Source organism: Campylobacter sp. TTU_617 (assembly GCF_016599045.1).
Classification (GTDB): domain Bacteria; phylum Campylobacterota; class Campylobacteria; order Campylobacterales; family Campylobacteraceae; genus Campylobacter_D.
This window is the reverse complement of record NZ_JAENKV010000004.1, coordinates 14875-34222: the sequence shown is the minus strand read 5'-3', so window position 1 is coordinate 34222 and position 19348 is coordinate 14875. Positions and strand designations below refer to the sequence as shown.

19 protein-coding genes are annotated in these 19348 nt (G+C 25.9%); 14 read left to right on the top strand and 5 right to left on the bottom strand.

All coding sequences use genetic code 11. The annotated features are described in order from the left end of the window. Window positions 1-3: 3 nt before the first annotated feature. The 12 genes from GQV94_RS02990 (at window position 4) to pssA (ending at window position 13077) form a co-directional block, all read left to right on the top strand. A complete protein-coding gene (locus tag GQV94_RS02990; RefSeq protein ID WP_200169480.1) occupies window positions 4-2322 on the top strand; it encodes an STT3 domain-containing protein in 2319 nt (772 codons plus the stop codon). Then, on the top strand, window positions 2319-3449 hold the full coding sequence (locus tag GQV94_RS02985) for a glycosyltransferase family 4 protein (RefSeq protein WP_200169479.1): 1131 nt from the start codon (window positions 2319-2321) through the stop codon (window positions 3447-3449). Before GQV94_RS02990 ends, GQV94_RS02985 begins: the two co-directional genes overlap by 4 nt. Continuing rightward, the gene (gene pglC, locus GQV94_RS02980) at window positions 3442-4044 is read left to right on the top strand and encodes an undecaprenyl phosphate N,N'-diacetylbacillosamine 1-phosphate transferase (RefSeq protein WP_200169478.1); all 603 of its coding nucleotides are present in this window, start codon (window positions 3442-3444) and stop codon (window positions 4042-4044) included. Before GQV94_RS02985 ends, pglC begins: the two co-directional genes overlap by 8 nt. After that, window positions 4031-4627: an acetyltransferase gene (locus tag GQV94_RS02975; RefSeq protein WP_200169477.1), complete on the top strand. Its 597-nt coding sequence runs from the start codon at window positions 4031-4033 to the stop codon at window positions 4625-4627. Before pglC ends, GQV94_RS02975 begins: the two co-directional genes overlap by 14 nt. Continuing rightward, a complete protein-coding gene (pglE, locus tag GQV94_RS02970) occupies window positions 4624-5784 on the top strand; it encodes a UDP-N-acetylbacillosamine transaminase (protein WP_200169476.1) in 1161 nt (386 codons plus the stop codon). The genes GQV94_RS02975 and pglE overlap by 4 nt, the downstream gene beginning before the upstream one ends. 1 nt (window position 5785) lies before the next feature. Beyond that, the gene (pglF, locus tag GQV94_RS02965) at window positions 5786-7561 is read left to right on the top strand and encodes a UDP-N-acetylglucosamine 4,6-dehydratase (configuration-retaining) (RefSeq protein WP_200169475.1); all 1776 of its coding nucleotides are present in this window, start codon (window positions 5786-5788) and stop codon (window positions 7559-7561) included. Beyond that, complete coding sequence (locus GQV94_RS02960; protein ID WP_200169474.1) at window positions 7561-8469, top strand: PDC sensor domain-containing protein; 909 nt, start codon at window positions 7561-7563, stop codon at window positions 8467-8469. The genes pglF and GQV94_RS02960 overlap by 1 nt, the downstream gene beginning before the upstream one ends. Window positions 8470-8542: 73 nt before the next feature. Beyond that, the gene (locus GQV94_RS02955) at window positions 8543-8929 is read left to right on the top strand and encodes a chemotaxis response regulator CheY (RefSeq protein WP_200169473.1); all 387 of its coding nucleotides are present in this window, start codon (window positions 8543-8545) and stop codon (window positions 8927-8929) included. Window positions 8930-8961: 32 nt separating this feature from the next. Further along, window positions 8962-9795, top strand: coding sequence for a 50S ribosomal protein L11 methyltransferase (locus GQV94_RS02950; protein WP_200169472.1), 834 nt, complete (start codon window positions 8962-8964; stop codon window positions 9793-9795). Beyond that, window positions 9795-11729: an ATP-dependent zinc metalloprotease FtsH gene (gene ftsH, locus GQV94_RS02945; RefSeq protein ID WP_200169471.1), complete on the top strand. Its 1935-nt coding sequence runs from the start codon at window positions 9795-9797 to the stop codon at window positions 11727-11729. Before GQV94_RS02950 ends, ftsH begins: the two co-directional genes overlap by 1 nt. Beyond that, window positions 11722-12339 (top strand): phosphatidylserine decarboxylase, encoded by a 618-nt coding sequence (locus tag GQV94_RS02940; RefSeq protein WP_200169470.1) that lies wholly within the window; start codon window positions 11722-11724, stop codon window positions 12337-12339. The genes ftsH and GQV94_RS02940 overlap by 8 nt, the downstream gene beginning before the upstream one ends. Window positions 12340-12357: 18 nt before the next feature. Next, window positions 12358-13077, top strand: a complete 720-nt coding sequence (gene pssA / locus GQV94_RS02935; RefSeq protein WP_200169469.1) for a CDP-diacylglycerol--serine O-phosphatidyltransferase — start codon at window positions 12358-12360, stop codon at window positions 13075-13077. Here pssA and GQV94_RS02930 read toward each other — a convergent pair. After that, the gene (locus GQV94_RS02930; protein ID WP_200169468.1) at window positions 13074-13874 is read right to left on the bottom strand and encodes a ferritin-like domain-containing protein; all 801 of its coding nucleotides are present in this window, start codon (window positions 13872-13874) and stop codon (window positions 13074-13076) included. The genes pssA and GQV94_RS02930 overlap by 4 nt on opposite strands. Before the next feature lie 294 nt (window positions 13875-14168). Between GQV94_RS02930 and GQV94_RS02925 the strand changes: the two genes are divergently transcribed. Both GQV94_RS02925 and GQV94_RS02920 read left to right on the top strand, forming a co-directional pair. Continuing rightward, window positions 14169-15017, top strand: coding sequence for a hypothetical protein (locus tag GQV94_RS02925; RefSeq protein ID WP_200169467.1), 849 nt, complete (start codon window positions 14169-14171; stop codon window positions 15015-15017). 21 nt (window positions 15018-15038) lie between these two features. Further along, window positions 15039-15677 carry a MarC family protein gene (locus GQV94_RS02920; protein WP_200169466.1) on the top strand — a complete coding sequence of 213 codons (639 nt, stop codon included), beginning with the start codon at window positions 15039-15041 and terminating at the stop codon, window positions 15675-15677. Between the two features lie 27 nt (window positions 15678-15704). Here the strand turns inward: GQV94_RS02920 and aat are convergent, their stop codons facing one another. Genes aat through GQV94_RS02900 form a run of 4 tightly spaced genes read right to left on the bottom strand, consistent with a single transcriptional unit; the run spans window position 15705 to window position 19348 of the window. Then, window positions 15705-16349 carry a leucyl/phenylalanyl-tRNA--protein transferase gene (aat, locus tag GQV94_RS02915; protein ID WP_200169465.1) on the bottom strand — a complete coding sequence of 215 codons (645 nt, stop codon included), beginning with the start codon at window positions 16347-16349 and terminating at the stop codon, window positions 15705-15707. After that, the gene (locus GQV94_RS02910; protein ID WP_200169464.1) at window positions 16324-18453 is read right to left on the bottom strand and encodes an AAA family ATPase; all 2130 of its coding nucleotides are present in this window, start codon (window positions 18451-18453) and stop codon (window positions 16324-16326) included. The genes aat and GQV94_RS02910 overlap by 26 nt, the downstream gene beginning before the upstream one ends. Continuing rightward, the gene (locus GQV94_RS02905; protein ID WP_200169463.1) at window positions 18450-18740 is read right to left on the bottom strand and encodes an ATP-dependent Clp protease adaptor ClpS; all 291 of its coding nucleotides are present in this window, start codon (window positions 18738-18740) and stop codon (window positions 18450-18452) included. The genes GQV94_RS02910 and GQV94_RS02905 overlap by 4 nt, the downstream gene beginning before the upstream one ends. Beyond that, the gene (locus tag GQV94_RS02900; protein ID WP_200169462.1) at window positions 18740-19348 is read right to left on the bottom strand and encodes a TlpA family protein disulfide reductase; all 609 of its coding nucleotides are present in this window, start codon (window positions 19346-19348) and stop codon (window positions 18740-18742) included. Before GQV94_RS02900 ends, GQV94_RS02905 begins: the two co-directional genes overlap by 1 nt.

The following is a 19348-nucleotide window of genomic DNA, read 5'->3' as shown; positions in this document are numbered from 1 at the left end:
AAAATGCAAAAGATGAATGATATTTTTAAAAATTACAACTTACTCGCTTTTATTTTAATTGCTTTTATTTTTAGTATTATATGTCGTTTTTATTGGATTTTTTGGGCAAGTGAATTTAATGAGTATTTTTTCAATAATGAATTAATGATTATTTCAAATGATGGCTATGCTTTTGCAGAAGGCGCAAGAGATATGATAGCAGGTTTTCATCAGCCTAATGATTTAAGTTATTATGGTTCATCGCTTTCTACTCTTACTTATTGGATTTATAAAATTACTCCTTTTTCTTTTGAAAGCATTATTTTGTATATGAGTATATTTTTATCTTCTTTAGTTGTTGTGCCAATTATATTGATTGCTAATGAATATAAAAATCCTTTAATGGGTTTTATAGCCGCTCTTTTAGCAAGTATAGCAAATAGCTATTATAATCGCACTATGGCAGGGTATTATGATACAGATATGCTTGTAATTGTTCTTCCTATGTTTATTTTATTTTTTATGATAAGACTTATTTTAAAAAAAGATTTATTATCTTTTATCCTTTTGCCTTTTTGCGTAATGATTTATCTTTGGTGGTATCCATCAAGTTACACTTTAAATGTTGCATTAATAGGACTTTTTTTTATTTATACTCTTATTTTTCATAGAAAAGAAACAATATTATATATGAGCATTATTTTAATGCTTATCACTCTTTCAAATATTGCTTGGTTTTATCAAAGTGCTATTATAGTGATACTTTTTTCTCTTTTTGTTTTAAAAAATTATTATTTTAATCTAAAACTACTTCTCGTTTTAGGTTTTATCACTTTTATTTTTTTAATTTTAAGTGGTGGTATTGACCCTATACTTTATCAGCTTAAATTTTATATATTTCGCACTGATTTAAGCACCAGCTTGACTCGAGGTTTTGTTTATTTTAATGTCAATAAAACAATACAAGAAGTTGAAAGTATAGATTTAAGTGTTTTTATGCAAAGAATAAGCTCTAATGAAATTATCTTTTTGCTTTCTTTTATAGGTTTTATTTTATTTGCCAAACAGCATAAAAGTATGATTTTAACTTTACCTATGCTTTTGCTTGGTTTTTTAGCGCTTAAAGGTGGGCTTCGTTTTACTATCTATGCTGTGCCTATTATGGCTTTGGGATTTGGCTTTTTGAGTATTAAAATTTTAGAATATATAGAAAAAATTAAAATACAAAATGCTAAAGATATAAGATTTTTTAGATTTTTTTTAATAGTAGCTTTTGTTTTTATTTCGGTATTGTTTATATTTTTTTATTTAATGCAAAATGAAAATCTTAATTTATATGATTTTTTAGAATATTTTGTATTTTTAATAGCATTTTTTTGTATTTTTATGATTTTAGAATGTTTTCATAAAAAAGATCTAAAATTAATGCGTGTTTTTTTTATGATAGCTATTTTAATAATGAGTTTATCTTTTGCTTTAAAACATATTTATAATTATAAAGCTCCAACTGTTTTTACTCAAAATGAAGCGACTCTTTTAACAAAACTTAAAGCATTAGCCTCAAGAGAAGATTATGTTGTAACTTGGTGGGATTATGGATATCCTATTAGATATTATAGTGATGTCAAAACTTTAGTGGATGGTGGAAAACATTTAGGAAAAGATAATTTTTTTCCTTCTTTTGTTCTAAGCAAAGATCAAAGATCAGCTGCAAATATGGCAAGGTTGAGTGTAGAATATACTGAAAAAAGTTTTTATAAACCATATAATGATTTGCTTGATGCTATGATGAAAGATTACAATCAAAGCAATGTTGAATTGTTTTTAAATTCTTTAAGTAAAGAAGATTTTAAAATTAATACCCCAAAGACAAGAGATATTTATCTTTATCTTCCATCACGAATGGTTTCAATTTTTTCAACTGTTGCAAGTTTTTCTTTTATAGATCTTGAAACAGGAGAGATTAATAAACCTTTTACTTTTAGCACTTCTTATGTTTTAGGTGAAGATAATGGGGAAATTATTTTAAGTAATGGAATTATTTTAAGTAATGATTTTAGAAATTTTAAATTAAACGGAGATATTTTTGCAATTAATAGTTTTATAGAGTTTGATTCTGTTGAAAAAAATGAATATAAAATTATCAATGTAGATCCTAATGCAAATTTTTATATTTTTTATATCAAAGATTCCTCTATGCCTTTTACTCAATTTATTTTAATGGATAAAAATATGTATCAAAGTGCTTTTGTTCAAATGTTTTTTTTAGGCAATTATGATAAAAATTTATTTGATTTGGTTTTAAACACTAAAGAAGCAAAGGTATTTAAATTAAAAATATGAAAATAGGATTTTTAAGCCATTCTGGTATGAGTATTTATCATTTTAGAGCCCCAATTATTAAAGCTTTATTGACAAGAGGAGATGAGGTATTTATTATAGTTCCAAAAGATAATTATGCTAATAAGCTTCAAGAATTAAAAGCTAATATTATTTTTTATGAACTAAATCGTTCAAGCCTTAATCCTTTGATTGTCTTTAGAAATTTTTTACACCTTGTAAAAACTTTAAAAACTTTAAATTTAGATTTGCTTCAAACAAGTGCTCATAAAAGCAATACTTTTGGAGTAATGGCAGCAAAAGTAGCAAAAATTAAATTTATTTTTGCTCTTGTAGAAGGACTTGGATCATTTTATATTGATGAAGACTTTAAAAGTAAATTAGTAAGAACAATGATTAATTCATTATATAAAATATCTTTTAAATTGGCTACCAAATTTATTTTTGTCAATGAAAGCAATGCTAAATTTATGAAAAATTTGGGCTTAAAAGAGGATAAAATTTGTATTATAAAATCTGTAGGAGTTAATCTTAAAAAATTTTTTCCTATGCAAATACAAAATGATATTAAAATGAATTTTTTAAAAAAATACAATATGCCTGATAAACCTTTGGTTTTAATGATAGCTAGGGCTTTGTGGCATAAGGGAATTAAAGAATTTTATGAAGCGGCCAAGCTTTTAAATGATAGAGCTAATTTTATTTTAGTAGGTGGAAGAGATGATAATAAATCTTGTGCTCCTTTGGAGTTTTTACAAAAAGGTGAAGTTTTTTATCTTGGATCAAGAGATGATATAGCTTTTTTGTTAAATTTATGTGATATTTTTGTTTTGCCAAGCTATAAAGAAGGTTTTCCTGCTACTATTTTAGAGGCAAAAGCTTGTGCAAAAGCTTGTATAGTAAGTGATTGTGAAGGTTGTGTAGAAGCGATTTCAAATGGCTATGATGGTCTTTTATTTCAAAGTAAAAATACAAATGATTTTGTTGAAAAAATTATTTTATTAATAGAAGATATAAAATTAAGAGAAAATTTAGCTCATAATGCATTCAAGGAAGCTTTAAAATTGGATGAAAATTTAATTGCAAAAAGTTATTTAAAAATTTATGATGAAAGTATAAAAAATGTATAAAAAATATATTAAAAGGATTTTAGATTTTATTTTAGCTTTGATTTTATTAAGTTTTTTTTCGCCTCTGATTTTAATTATTGCTATACTTTTAAAAATTACTCAAAAAAGCGTAATTTTTACACAAATTAGACCTGGGCTTTATGAAAAAGAGTTTAAAATTTATAAATTTAAAACAATGAGTGATGAAAGAGATGCGCAAGGAAATTTACTTCCTGATGAAATGCGTTTAAAATCTTTAGGGAAAATTATTAGAAGTTTAAGCTTAGATGAATTATTGCAACTTTTTAATGTTTTAAAAGGTGATATGAGCTTTGTAGGACCGCGTCCTTTATTGCCCGAATATTTAAAACTTTATGACTTAAGACAAAAAATGCGTCATAATGTAAAGCCAGGTATTACAGGATGGGCTCAAGTTAATGGACGTAATGATATTTCTTGGAAACAAAAATTTGAACTTGATGTATATTATGTAGAACATATTTCTTTTGCTCTTGATTTAAAAATTCTTTTTTTGACCTTTTTCAAAGTTTTAAAACGAAGTGGAATTAATAAAACAGGTCAAGCTACAACGGAAAAATTTAATGGAAAGAACTAAAAAAATCTATATTTATGGAGCAGGGGGCCACGGTTTAGTTTGTGCAGATGTGGCAAAGTCTTTAGGCTATGAAGAATGTATTTTTTTAGATGATAATAAGGGTATGAAATTTAGCAAAGATTTGCCAAAATGGGATATATTTGTTGCTATAGGTGATAATAATATTAGAGAGAAAGTTTTTAATATTATTAAAGAAAATGGTTTTAAAATAGTTAATTTAATCCATCCAAGTGCTATTATAAGTCCTAGTGCTTTTTTGGAAGAAGGTGGAGTTTTAATTATGCCTTGTGTGGTAGTTAATGCTAAGGCTTTTATTGCTAAAGGAGTTATTTTAAATACCTCTTGTGTTGTAGAACACGAATGCAAAATAGGCGCATTTTCTCATATAAGTGTAGGTGCCAAAATGGCTGGAAATGTTAAAATAGGTGAAAAATGTTTTATGGGAATTAATTCTTGTATTTTGCCTAATTTAACAATGATAGATAATAGTATTTTGGGTGCAGGTGCTGTTTTAACGCGTGATATAACCAAAAAAGGAACTTATATTGGTGTTCCTGCAAAAAATATAAAGGATAAATTATGAAATTTTTTCTTTCAGCTCCACATATGGGTGAAAACGAATTAAAATACATACAAGAAGTTTTTAAAAGTAATTATATAGCTCCTTTAGGAGAATTTGTTAATCGTTTTGAACAAAGTATTAAAGATTATACAAAAAGTGATTACGCCTTAGCTTTAAATTCTGCAACAGCAGCATTGCACCTTGCTTTAAGAGTAGCTGGGATAAAAGAAAATGATATAGTTTTAGCTTCTTCTTTTACCTTTATTGCTTCAGTTGCGCCTATTTACTATCTTAAGGCTAAGCCTATTTTTATTGATTGTGATGAAACCTTTAATTTAGATGTAGCTTTATTAAAACAAGCTATTTATGAGAGTGAAAAAAAACCAAAAGCTTTAATTTTGACTCATCTTTATGGCAATGCATCAAAAATGGATGAGATTATTGCAATTTGTAAAGAAAATAATATTGTTTTAATTGAAGATGCCGCAGAAGCTTTAGGAAGTTTTTATAAGGGTAAAGCTTTAGGAACTTTTGGAGAATTTGGGGTTTATTCTTTTAATGGCAATAAAATTATCACAACTTCAGGTGGAGGAATGCTTATAGGAAAAGATAAGCAAAAAATAGAAAAAGCAAGATTTTATAGCACACAAGCAAGAGAAGATTGTTTGCATTATGAACATATAGATTATGGATATAATTATAGACTCAGCAATGTTTTGGGTGCTATTGGGGTTGCGCAAATGGAAGTTCTAGAACAAAGAGTGCTTAAAAAAAGAGAAATTTATGAGTGGTATAAAGAATTTTTAGGAGATAGTTTTAGTTTTTTAGATGAACTTGAAAATTCAAGAAGTAATCGTTGGTTAAGCACAGCTTTGATAGATTTTAAGCTAGATGAACTTTTTAAAGAGAAAAAAAGTATTTATATTACACAAAAAGATTTTTCTTTGCATCCTAAAATTTCAAAATTAATTAAAGATTTAAAAGAAGAGCAAATTGAAACAAGACCTCTTTGGAAAGCTATGCACGCTCAAGCAGTTTTTAAAGGAGAGAAAGCTTATATAAATGGTAATAGTGAATTATTTTTTTATAAAGGAATTTGTTTGCCAAGTAGTACCACTATGAGCAAAGATGATGTGAAAGAAATTTCTAATCTCATTTTAAAGAGTATTCGAGGTTAAGATGGATTTTACTTTTTATAAAAGCAAAAGATTGATATTTTTTGTTTGTTTTGATATTTTTTTATTTTTACTTTCTATTTTTTTAGCTTTTTCTTTAAGATTTAGTGGAGATATTCCTGATGAATTTTATCATTCTATGTTTAAATCAGGTTTTATACTTATTATTTTAAAGATTTTGTTTTTGTTTATTTTTAAGATTTATAAAGTAGCTTGGAGATTTTTTTCTTTAAATGAAGCAAGAAAAATTTTTATAGCTCTTATTTTATCTGAAATTATTTTTTTGATAATTTTTTCTTTTTATAGTGATTTTTTTAATCCTTTTCCAAGAAGTGTTATAGGGATAGATTTTGTTTTATCTTATATGTTTATAGGTTCTTTAAGAATTAGTAAAAGAATGTTTGTTGATTTTAAATCTAATAAAGTTTTTGAAGAAAATCCTTGTATAGTTATAGGAGCAACTTCTAAAGCGCTTCATTTGTTAAAAGGTGCCAAAGAGGGACATTTAGGACTTTATCCTGTTGGAGTGATTGACGAGAGAAAAGAACTTATTGGAACTTATTGTGATAAATTTAAGGTTGAGTCAAAAGATAAAATCAAAGATTATGTAGCTAAAGGTACAAAAACAGCAATTATTGCATTAAAGCTTGAGCAAGAAGAATTAAAAAAACTTTTTGAAGAACTTATTAACTATGGAATTTTGGATGTTAAAATTTTTTCTTTTACAAGAAATGAAGCAAGAGATATCAGTATAGAAGATTTGCTTGCTAGAAAACCTAAAGATTTAGACAATAATGCAGTTATAGACTTTTTAAAAGATAAAGTAGTTTTAGTAAGTGGAGCTGGAGGTAGTATAGGAAGTGAGCTTTGTAAACAATGTATTAAATTTGGTGCAAAACAACTTATAATGATTGATCATAGTGAATTTAATCTTTATAAAATTAATGAAGATTTAAGTTTATCTAAAGATAAAATCGTTCCTATTTTAATGAGTATTCTAGAAAAAGATAATCTTGATAATATTTTAAAACAATATAAACCAGAACTTGTTTTACACGCAGCAGCTTATAAACATGTCCCACTTTGTGAGCAAAATCCATATTCTGCAGTATTAAATAACATTATAGGAACTAAAATTCTAATAGATAGTGCAAAAAATAATGGAGTTAAAAAATTTGTTATGATTAGTACCGATAAAGCTGTAAGACCTACAAGTATTATGGGTTGCACTAAAAGAGTTTGTGAGCTTTATACTTTGGCTTTATCAAATAAAGATTTTGAAGTCGCTTGTGTTCGTTTTGGGAATGTTTTAGGTTCAAGTGGAAGCGTAATTCCTAAATTTAAAGAACAAATTGCAAAAGGAGAGCCTTTAAGTCTTACACATCCTGATATAGTAAGATATTTTATGCTTGTTGATGAAGCAGTGCAGCTTGTTCTTCAAGCAGGTGCTATAGCAAAAGGAGGAGAGCTTTTTGTTCTTGATATGGGTAAGCCTGTAAAAATTATGGATTTAGCAAAAAAAATGCTTTTGCTTTCAAATCGTCCTGATTTAGAAATTAAAATTACCGGACTTAGAAGAGGGGAAAAACTTTTTGAAGAACTTTTAATTGATGAAAATGATGCAAAAACAAAATATGAAAGTATTTTTGTAGTAAAAGATAGAAAAACTGATCTTGCTGTATTAAACTCTCAAATTGATAAACTTAAGCAGAATGAAGATATAATTAAAATATTGCTTGAAATTGTTCCAGAATTTAAACATAACGCCGGAGGTAATTAATGTTTATTAAAGATATGCAAAAATTTGAAGACAATCGTTATAAAGCAAGAGCATATATGACTTATATTTTAACAAGAAATTTACCTAATAAGCTTCCTAATATACATCTTGATAGTATAAAAATAGCTTTAGATAAAATTGAACATGATATTTCTATTTTCGATGCTTTATATATACTTGATACTTCTGGAAAACAAATTGGCAATACAATAGCTTTAAAAAAAGAATACGAAATAGGAGCTGGAGAAGATAGAAGTTCTAAGGCTTATTTTTATCGAGCTGTTAAATTTAAACGTTGTATATTAAGCGATCCTTATCCTTCAAGTTTAAACAATGAGTTATGCGTTACTGCATCCATGCCAATTTATAACGATAAAAATGAATTATTATTTGTAGTTTGTATAGATGTAAGTTTAATTAATATTTTAAAAGTAATAGAAGCTGGATATTTTGAAACAACTTTTAACTATTTTAGTCGAGCGATTTATTTTTGTTTTGCTGTAGTTTTATTTATAATTACATGTTTTTTATTTCAAAAAGGTTTTTTTAGTTTATTTCACGAGCAAGAAAAAGTTGGAATACAAGTTATATTTCAAAGTACTATAGCTATTACTTTAGCTTTAGCTATTTTTGATCTTACAAAAACTATTATAGAAGAAGAAGTTTTAGGAAGAACAAAAAAAGAAACTCACGGAATACAAAAAACTATGGTGAGATTTTTGGGTTCGATTATTATTGCTTTAGCTATTGAAGCCTTAATGTTAGTATTTAAACTTGTATCAAGTGATTTATCTCAAATGATTTATGTAATATATCTTATAGCTGGTATTAATCTTCTTTTAATTGGACTTAGCATATACTTATTTGCGGTAAAATATAAAAATAGTAATATTTATGAAAATAATTAACGAAAAGATGTTATAATTGTTTTTTGTTTCAGTAAAATAAATAGTAAAATTAGAAATTTGAAAGGACGAAATTGTGAAATTGTTGGTTGTTGATGACAGTTCTACTATGAGAAGGATTATTAAGAATACTCTAACAAGACTTGGGCATAATGATGTTCTTGAAGCTGAACATGGGGTTGAAGCTTGGGATTTACTGACTAAAAATGAAGATGTAAAAGTTTTAATTACTGATTGGAATATGCCAGAAATGAATGGTTTAGAGTTGGTGAAAAAGGTAAGGGCTGAGAAAAAATATGAAGATATGCCTATTATTATGGTAACAACTGAAGGTGGTAAAGCTGAAGTTATTACGGCTTTAAAAGCAGGTGTTAATAACTATATTGTAAAACCATTTACCCCGCAAGTATTAAAAGAAAAACTTGAAGATGTTTTAGGAACTGGTTCTGAGGTATCTGAATAAAAAATATAAGCCTTTTTGGCAATAGTTTCAAAATGCAAAAATTTTACTATGAATTATTTTTTAAAGTTGAAAAATCCTATGAAAAGGTATTTACTGATTTCATATTTGATTTAGGGATTGAGGCTTTAGAGGAAAAAGATGGAGGTTTTTTTATAAGATCTGAAGACAGTCTAGAAAATATAGATTTTGCCTTAGGTATATTTGTAGAAAAACTTTCTACTTTAGAAAATAAAGAAATTTTCTTTCAAAAAAAACTTGAAAGAAAAGAAAATAAAGATTGGATTGAAGAGTATAAAAAAAGCATTAATCCTATTTTGATTGATAATGTTTATATTCATACTTCTTGGCAAGAGCCAAAAGAAAATTGTTTAAATATCAAAATAAATCCTGCACTTGCTTTTGGTTCTGGCCATCATGAAAGCACTCATTCTTGTATAAAATTTTTACAAAAATATATTAAAAAAAATATGTTAGCTTTGGATATAGGTTGCGGGAGTGGAATTTTAGCAATTATTATTGCAAAATATTTATGTAAGGTAGATATTTGCGATACAGATATTTTAGCCATTGAAAGTGCTAAAAAAAATGCTAAAATTAATAGTGTAAAATTTCAAAATATATGGCATGGTTCTGTAGATCAAGCAAATAAAAAATATGATTTAGTAGTAGCTAATCTTATTGCTGATATTATTTTGATTTTAGAAAATGATATTAAAAAATGTTTAAATGATAATGCTATACTTATATTGTCTGGAATTTTAGATAAATATGAAAATAGAATAAAAGATAAATTTAAAGATTTAAAATTGATTGATAAAATTCAATCAAATGAATGGATAAGTTTAGTTTATAAAAAGGAAATTTAATGAATAAACCAAATAATAAAAACAATAATCCAAAAAATAATAATTTTTTTAACAAAAATCCAATTTTTATTTTTGCAATTTTTGCAATCATAATGATAATTCTTTTTAAAGGATTTTTTGATGGAAATAATTCTTTTGGAGTTAATTTAAATGGAGGTGAGGTAAGCAAGAATGTAGCTTACTCAGAACTTAAAAAACTCATACAAAGCGGGCAAATTAATCAAGTTAGTATAGGACAAACTACTATTAAAGCTATATCCTCAACTCATAATACTATTTATACAGCTAAAAAAGTCAATGATCCAGAGCTTGTGAATTTGCTTGATCAAAAAAATATTGCTTATGGAGCTTACTCTGAAACTAATTGGTTTACTGATATTTTGTTTTCATGGGTACTTCCAATTTTTATCTTTTTTGGTATTTGGATGTTTTTGGCAAGCCGTATGCAAAAAAATATGGGGAGTTCTATTCTAGGGATAGGAAGCTCTAAAAAACTTGTAAATTCCGAAAAACCAAAAGTAAAATTTTCTGATGTAGCTGGAGTTGAAGAAGCAAAAGAAGAAGTAAAAGAAATAGTTGATTTTTTAAAATTTCCTGAGCGTTATATTAAATTAGGGGCAAAAATTCCAAAAGGACTTTTACTAGTTGGACCTCCAGGCACAGGAAAAACTTTATTAGCCAAAGCTGTTGCCGGTGAAGCTGATGTTCCATTTTTTAGTGTTTCTGGATCAAGCTTTATAGAAATGTTTGTAGGTGTTGGAGCAAGTAGAGTAAGAGATTTATTTGAAAATGCTAAAAAAGAAGCCCCAGCTATTGTATTTATTGATGAAATTGATGCTATCGGTAAAAGTCGTGCAGCAAGTGGTATGATGGGCGGCAACGATGAAAGAGAGCAAACCTTAAATCAGCTTTTAGCTGAAATGGATGGTTTTGGAAGTGAGAGTTCTCCTGTGATTGTTTTAGCGGCTACAAATCGTCCAGAAGTTTTAGATCCAGCTCTTTTAAGACCAGGAAGATTTGATAGACAAGTATTAGTAGATAAACCTGATTTCAAAGGAAGATGTGATATTTTAAAAGTGCATATGAAAGATGTAAAAATTTCTCCTAGTGTAAAAGTTGAAGACATAGCAAGACTTACTGCAGGTTTAGCAGGAGCGGATTTAGCTAATATCATCAATGAAGCTGCTCTTTTAGCTGGAAGAGATTCTAAAAAATATGTAGAGCAAAATGATTTAGTTGAAGCTGTTGAAAGAGCTATAGCTGGTCTTGAAAAAAAATCACGTCGTATTAATGATAAAGAGAAAAAAATTGTTACTTATCATGAGTGTGGTCATGCTTTAATTGCAGAAACAACTAAAGGTGCTAAAAAAGTAAGCAAAGTTTCTGTAATCCCTAGAGGTTTAGCAGCTTTAGGATATACTTTAAATACTCCAGAAGAAAATAAATTTTTAATGCAAAAGCATGAATTGCTTGCAGAAGTAGATGTTCTTTTGGGAGGACGTGCTGCTGAGGAAGTATTTATTGGAGAAATTTCAACAGGGGCAAGCAACGATCTTGAAAGAGCTACAGATATTATAAAAGCTATGATATCTATGTATGGTATGAGTGAAATTGCAGGTCTAATGGTACTTGAAAAACAAAGAAATACTTTTTTAAATGGTGGTCAAACAATTAAAGATTATTCTGAAAAAATGGCAGAATCTTTAGATATTTATGTTAAAACAACATTGGATGAGAGATACAATGAAGTAAAGAAGATTTTAAATGATTACAAAGGTGCTATTGAAACTATGGTAGAAGCTTTATACGAAGAAGAAACTATTGAAGGTACTAAAGTTAGGGAAATTATTAAAGAATATGAAATAAATAATAATCTTCCAACACGCTTACAACAAGATAAAGATTCTTTATCAAAAGAAGAGATAGATGAATAAGTATATTTCAAAAGTTGGATATTTTACTATAGGAATTTGCTTAGCTTTATTTTTTATAGTTTGGATATTTTGGTCTTTTTCGATCTTAATCTTTTTAATACTTTTGTTGCTTTTGTTTCTTTTTAGAACGCCAAAAAGAACTTTAGCTTGTATGGATGAGAAAGCTATATTATCTCCTATTGATGGAAAAATTGTAAAAATACAAAATTTAAATCATTATTTATTAGGAGAGTGTATAGAAATAAATATTAAAAATTTTTTTTATAATCCAGGGACATTTTATGCCTGTTTTAAAATGAAAATTAATAAGATTCAAAAAAAGTATGGACTTTTTTTATGCAATAGTCTAAAAAGCTCAAAAGATATGAATGAAAATGTATCAATTTTTGCAAGTACGGATAATAAAAATATCATTTATCAAATTTATACTGGGTCATTGGATAGAAAATTGAATATATATAACATTTATTCAGAACTTAATGCTGGAGATGAGATAGGATTTTTTATTAATGGAAGCATAAGTTTATTTTTGCCAAAAGATAAAATTCGCATTCAAGTAGGACTTGGAGATAAAGTAAAAGCAGGAGCTTTAATAGGTTATTTAGAGTGATTTTTTAAAGGAGAAATTATGAATAATAAACCCCAACTTATTTATATATTACCTAATCTTTTTACAGCTATTTCGGCGTTTTTAGGGATTATTTCAATAATTTCTTCTATACAAGGAAATTATCAAAAAGCTTTAATTTATATCATATTATCTTTAATTTGTGATGGACTAGATGGACGTGTCGCAAGACTTACAAAGACTACTTCAAAATTTGGTGTTGAATTTGACTCTTTAGCAGATTTAGTTGCTTTTGGTGTTGCTCCAGCAATATTTTTCTATACAAGCATTGGAGCTGATTATGGAAAATTAGGTTCTTTGATTACAGCTTTTTTTGTTGTTTTTGGTGCTATTCGTTTGGCAAGATTTAATGTGACAACTGGAACATATGAACCTTCGGTATTTATTGGCTTACCTATTCCTACTGCAGCTGTTGTTAGTGCAATTTATACTTATGCTTATGTAAAATATGAATTTTTAGAGTCTTATGGTCTTATTTTTTTAATTTTACAAGCAATTCTTGGATTTTTAATGGTAAGTAATATCCGTTATCCGAGTTTTAAAAAAGTTGATTTCTCTCGTGCAAATTTTTTAAGAGTGTTAATTGTTTTGATAATAATTTTTTCTTTTTTATATCTTTATCCTTTAGAGGCTCTAGTTTTTTTAGCAAGTTTATATGTTCTTTATGGAATTATTAGAGCCTTGTATAATTTTGTAATTTTAATGTTTAAAAAGATTTAATTATTATAAAATTCATTAATTTTTTGTAATTCTAAAGGATCAAATCCTGCTTGAATTCTTGCTTCAAAATTAAGTTGTTTTCCAGCCAAAGAAAAAGTTTTAAATTCTTTACATAAATTTAAAAAATCTTCTTCTTTATTTTTAGAATATTTCCACCAAAAATCCCCTTTGCCGACATGTGTGATTTCATCTCTTAAAATAATGTGTAAAATTTCTTCCAAAAAAGGTTTAATTTCATTATCACTTGTTTGTATTTTTTTTAAAACAAAAGGATTTGCATCAAGTCCTTTTGCTTCTAAACCTCTATGTACAACCCCCATTCTAAGAGCTAAAGAATCTTTTGTTAATTTTAAAGCTAAATCTAAATTATCATGAACAAAAAAATCTCCATATTTATATCCTAATTGTTCTAAGGCTTGATTTAAAAATTGAAAATGCTTTATTTCTTCATCTACAACTTCTAACCAATCTTGATAAAATTTTAAAGGAAGATTTTTAAAACGATAAGCACTATCTAAAGCTAAATTAATAGCACTAAATTCAATGTGAGCAATTGAATGTATAATTTGAGCTAAGGATTTTATGCTTTTGGTAAATTTAGGTCTTCTAATACGTGTAGGATGTATGAATTTTACATTTTTATAGCTACTTTCTTTAAGAATGCTGATATTAGAATGATTAAAAATAACTTTTTTGCTTTTAAAATCATCATAAAAATTATAAAAATCATTAATTTTTTGATTTAAATTTTGATTGTATAAAATTATTTCTAAAGTTTCAAAAAATTCTTTTTTCATTGCTAAACCTTAATTAATTATATATTTTACTATAAATTATTTTAATTGATTAATATACAAAAATTAACTTATAAAATGATTGAATAATTTTTAAGAAATTTTAATTTTATAAATAATTAAAGGTATTAATTTTTATGTTGAAAATAATTTATTAAATGATTTGAATTTATTTTTATAAGAAAATTGCATTTTAAAATAAATTTTATAAAATAAAAAGATAATTAGAAGTAGTTAATTTTAAAAAATATTAAATTTATTACCTTATAATTTTTTAAATTTATTTAAAGGTAAATAATGTTGAAAATTTTAATATTAATGTTATTTTTTATTTTTAATCTTTATGCTTATGAAATTAAAAATTATGGCTTTAGCGTGAAAAATGGAAATTATTATTTAATTGAAAATCAAAAAGATCAATGCTTGATAAATAATATTTGCTCAATTAATTATATTAAACTTACAAAAGAGTTAGAAGTAGAAAATTTAACCCCACAAGGTAAAGTTAAAGCATTAAATTCTTATAATAATAATTTATTTTTTATACCAGATTTAAATATTACTTTAGGTAGTTTTGAAAATCAGAAATTTAATAAAGATTTAAATTCTATAACTTTAGATAAAAGTTTAGAAAAAATTTTACAAGATGAAGATAATTTTTTTAAAAAAGATTTTCTTAATGTATATGGTAAAGATTTTAATAATACTTTAAAAATTGCTTATATTACTAAAGATATGATGTTTTTTGATAATTTTGTAAGCTATTCTTATAGTTTTGCAGCTCATCCTTCTTTTTATGAGAGCGGTTTTGTGCTTGATCTTAAAAATAAAAAAATAAAAACTTATATTTTAAAAGATCTTGTTAAAAACAATATTGCCTTTAAGAAATTAATTACAAAAAAACTTAAGAATTATTTTGAAATTCATAAAAGATATGATTTGGCTAATTTAGATTTTTTTAAAAATAATTATAATTTTAACATTCTTGAACAAGATGTATCCTTTAAGGAAGATAGTCTTTATATTAATTTACGCATTTTATTGGCAGAGGTTGGAAGAAATTTGGATTTTTTTAAGATATCATATAAAGATTTAAAACCTTTTGCAAAAGGTGATTTGGTAAAAATTACTAATAATATTAAATAATTATTATAATTAAGCTTTGAGATGTTTGCCGAATTAGAATCAGAATTTCATTTAATATTAGTTTCTGCTATTGCTTTGCTTGCTGTATTAAATCCTTTTGGAAATTTAACACAGTTTATTGCTATGAGTGAAGGTTTGCCAACTTCTATGCGTAAAAAACTTTTTAGAAATATTCTTTATACTGCTTGTTTAATTGTTCTTGTTTTTTTATTTTCTGGATCTTATTTAATGATTTATATTTTTAGAATTGATTTGGATCATTTAAGAATAGCTGGTGGCTTAATTCTTATGATTATGGCAATTAGAAATTTGCTTTTTTCTACTTCGATTGTTGTTGAGGATTTTTCATATTACCAAGATTTAAGTGAAAAAGATTTTTTAAGAAAAAGCCTTATTCCTATGGCATTTCCTATGCTTGTGGGACCTGGAACTTTAGCTGCTGTTATAGTTATTCGTGAAGATAGTGGTTTAGAAATAGCATTAGGTGCTACTATTTTAGCTTTTATGTTTATGTTTTTTTTATTTCATTTTGCGGCAACAATAGAAAAAATTTTTGGAAAACTTATTCTACATGTTTTTTCTAGAATAGTTCAAGTTTTTATAGTGGCAATGGGTATTAAAATGATTTTATTAGGATTAGCAAATTTATATAAATTATAATTAATTAATTATAAATATAAAAAATAGTTATAAAAGATTTTTAAAATTTTTAAATCCACTATTTAGTTGAATTTTCTCGCTTAATATTTTTAAAAATCGCTCTCTTGGAATATTTTTAGCTCCCATGAATTTTAAATGGGAATTATAAACTTGGCAATCTATTAAAAAATCATAAGGTTTTAATAATTCACATAGCTTAATTAAGGCTATTTTTGATACATTTTTTTCTACTCCTACCATACTTTCACCAAAAAATACCTTTCCTATTATTAGTCCATAAATTCCACCTGCTAAAATATCATCTTTATAAACTTCTAAAGAGTGGGCATATCCTAGATTAAAAAGATTGGTATATGTGTATATAAAATCATCATTTATCCAGCTTTGCTCTCTAGTATTTTTACAAAGTTTTATTAAATTTAAAAAATTAAAATTAAGTTTAATGCTATATTTTTTAAAAAATTTTTTCATATTTTTTTGTATATGAATTTCTTCGGGTAAAAGAATACATCTAGGATCTGGACACCACCAAGTTACTGGATTACTAGTCCAAGGAAATAATCCAAAAGTATAAGCCTTAAGTATAAATTCTTCTTCCAATTTGGAGGTTAAAAATACAGGACTATCTTTTGGAGCTTTTAAAAGTTTAGTATATAAATTGAAGTTTTCCATTTTTATTAAGTTTGATTTTTATTTTTTCGCTTTTAAGTTTTCCTTGGAGAATTTCATCACTTATTTTTTCTCCGATTTCTTCAGCTATAATGCGTTTTAGTAATCGGACTCCAAATTCTTTATTATAAGCTTTTTTAGCTAGATAAATTTTAGCTTTTGTGTCAATGTCTAAAGTAATAGCCAAATTCTTTGAAATTTCACTAATTTCTTTTTGAACAATTTTGCTTAAGATATCATCATTTAAATCATTAAAATGTAAAATTTTATCGATACGATTGATAAATTCAGGGGCAAAAAAATCTTTGATAGCTCTATTATTTTTTTCTTCTTTTTGACTTAGAAAACCTAATTCATTATAATCTTTTAAGCCAAGATTTGAAGTCATAATAATAATAGTATTTTGAAAATCTATCTTCATTCCGCTATTATCTGTTAAGCTTGCATTATCAAATATTTGCAAAAAAGTATTACTAAGATCAGGATGAGCTTTTTCAATTTCATCAAATAAAACTACACTAAAAGGATTTTTTCTAATTGCATTGCTTAAAATCCCGCCATCTTCATAACCAATGTATCCAGCAGGAGATCCTATAAGTTTGCTTAGAGCGTGTTTTTCAGCATATTCGCTCATATCAAATCTTTCTAAATGAAGTCCTAAAAATTTAGCTAAATTTTTACAAAGTTCTGTTTTTCCTACTCCGCTTGAACCAGTAAAAAGAAAAACTCCTTTTGGTGTATTTTGATTTTTAAATCCTACATAACTTTGTTTAAGAGTTTTGCAAACACTATCAATAACTTCATCTTGTCCAAAAATAACAGATTTTAAATTAGAAGCTAAATTGATTAAGGCACTATTTTGATCAAATTCAAAAATTTTATGAGATTTAGTCATTTTTGCTAATGTTAGTTCTAAATCTTTTAAAGTTGCATTTTTCTTCGCTTTTTTTTCAAGTGCAAATGAAGCACCTAGTTCGTCAATAAGGTCAATAGCACAATCTGGCAAGAATTTATCATTAAAAAATTTTTTACTCCATTTTATACTTGATTTAAGTATATCATCATTAAATTTTATATTATGAAATTTCTCATATTTAGGTCTTAAACCCTGAAGTATAAGAAAACATTCAGCTTCTGTAGGTTCATCAATATCAATTTTAGCAAAACGACGGCTCAAGGCTTTATTTTTATCAAAAGTATTTTTATATTCTATAAATGTTGTAGCACCAATACATTTTAATCCTCCATTACTAAGAGCTGGTTTTAAAAGATTGGAAAAATCAGTATAAGAATCATTTCCAGCCCCAGCTCCAACAATAGTATGAATTTCATCTATAAATAAAATAGCATTGGGTATAGAACTAAGTTCGTTTAAAATATCTTTAATTCTTTTTTCAAAATCTCCTCTGTATTTTGTTCCAGATAAAAGACTGGCTAAATCAAGGCTATAAATTTTTACATCAAGTAATTGTTTAGGAACTTTTTTTTCATAAATTGCTAAGGCTAATCCTTCCACAATAGCTGTTTTACCAACTCCAGCTTCTCCTACTAAAATAGGGTTATTTTTTTTGCGTCTGCAAAGAATCTGTATAATTCTTTGTAGTTCAAAATTTCTACCAATTAAAGGATCTATTTTTCCTTCTTTTGCTAAGGTTATTAAATCACTTGCAAAGGTATTAAGATTATCTAATTGACTTGAATTTTTAATTTGCTGAATTTTATCAAGATTTAAACCATATTTTTGAAGTAAAAAATTACAATAGGTTCTATCATCTTGTAAAAGTTGGTCTAAAAAGTCAATAATTGTGATTTCTTGTAAAGGATTTTCTTTTTTGGCTTTAAATAAAATTTCTTCTAACACTAAAGAAAATTCAGGTATAACTTCTTTATTTAAAATTTGATTTTTTTGAGCAATATAATTTTTGAGTTCATTTTCTAAAAGTGTAAAATCATTATTGCCTAGTTCATTAAATATTTCTTTAAAGTTTTCACTTAATTTTAAAAGAACAAATAATACGTGTTCGCAAGTAACGAATTCGTGATGATTTATACTACTTAGGTGTTTAGCATTTTCTAAAAATTTTTTTAATTCTTCTTGATATTTCATTCTTCTTCTACTCTAGTTTTTAATGGAAAATTAGCCATTAAGGCAGCATTTGAAACTTGTTTTTGCTTTGAAAGGGCAATTTCTTGCGTATAAATTCCGCATACACCTGAACCATTACAATGAACTTCAAGCATAATATTATTAGCCACTTCAAAACTATGATGAAAAATATTCATTAAAATTTCTATAACAAAATCCATCGTAGTAATATCATCATTTAAAAGTAAAACTTTAAACATTTTTGGTTCTTTTAATTTTGTATGTTCTAAAATTTGAGTTTTTGCCATTATTTTTTCTCATAAATTAAATTTAAATCTTGTTGCATTAAGCTTGTAGGAATTTTTCCTAAATAAAAATAAGTTTTTTTACCTTCATTCCAATAATCAGTTAATTCTTGATAAATTCCATTTTTTAAAACGACTTTAAAAGGAAGTTGTTCCATGCTTTGATAATTAATATCTTTTAAAATTTGTGCAATAATTCTACTATTTTCATTAGAATTACTTAAAAAATAATAAGCTCCATAATCATCAGCAAATTTTTTAACTTCAGTATCACTTACATCTTCAAAATGTGTTAAGCCTATAATAAAAAATTGTTTAGTGTTATTTTTCCATAAAGTGCTTAGTTCAAGTGCTTCTTCTTTACAAGGTGTGCAAAAAGTTCCAAAAAAATCAAACATAAGCACTTTATTTTCATCTCCTTCTATGATAAAACCTTTTTGAGTTCTTATTAAAGTTTTACTTCCACCATTTACGTTATTTAAAACAATTTTATCACCTTGATTATATTCTTTAAATAAAAAATCATTTTGAATTTTTTCTTCATTATTAGAACAAGCACTGATAAAATAACCTAGTAATAATAAAACTAATAAAGTATATTTATTTTTCAT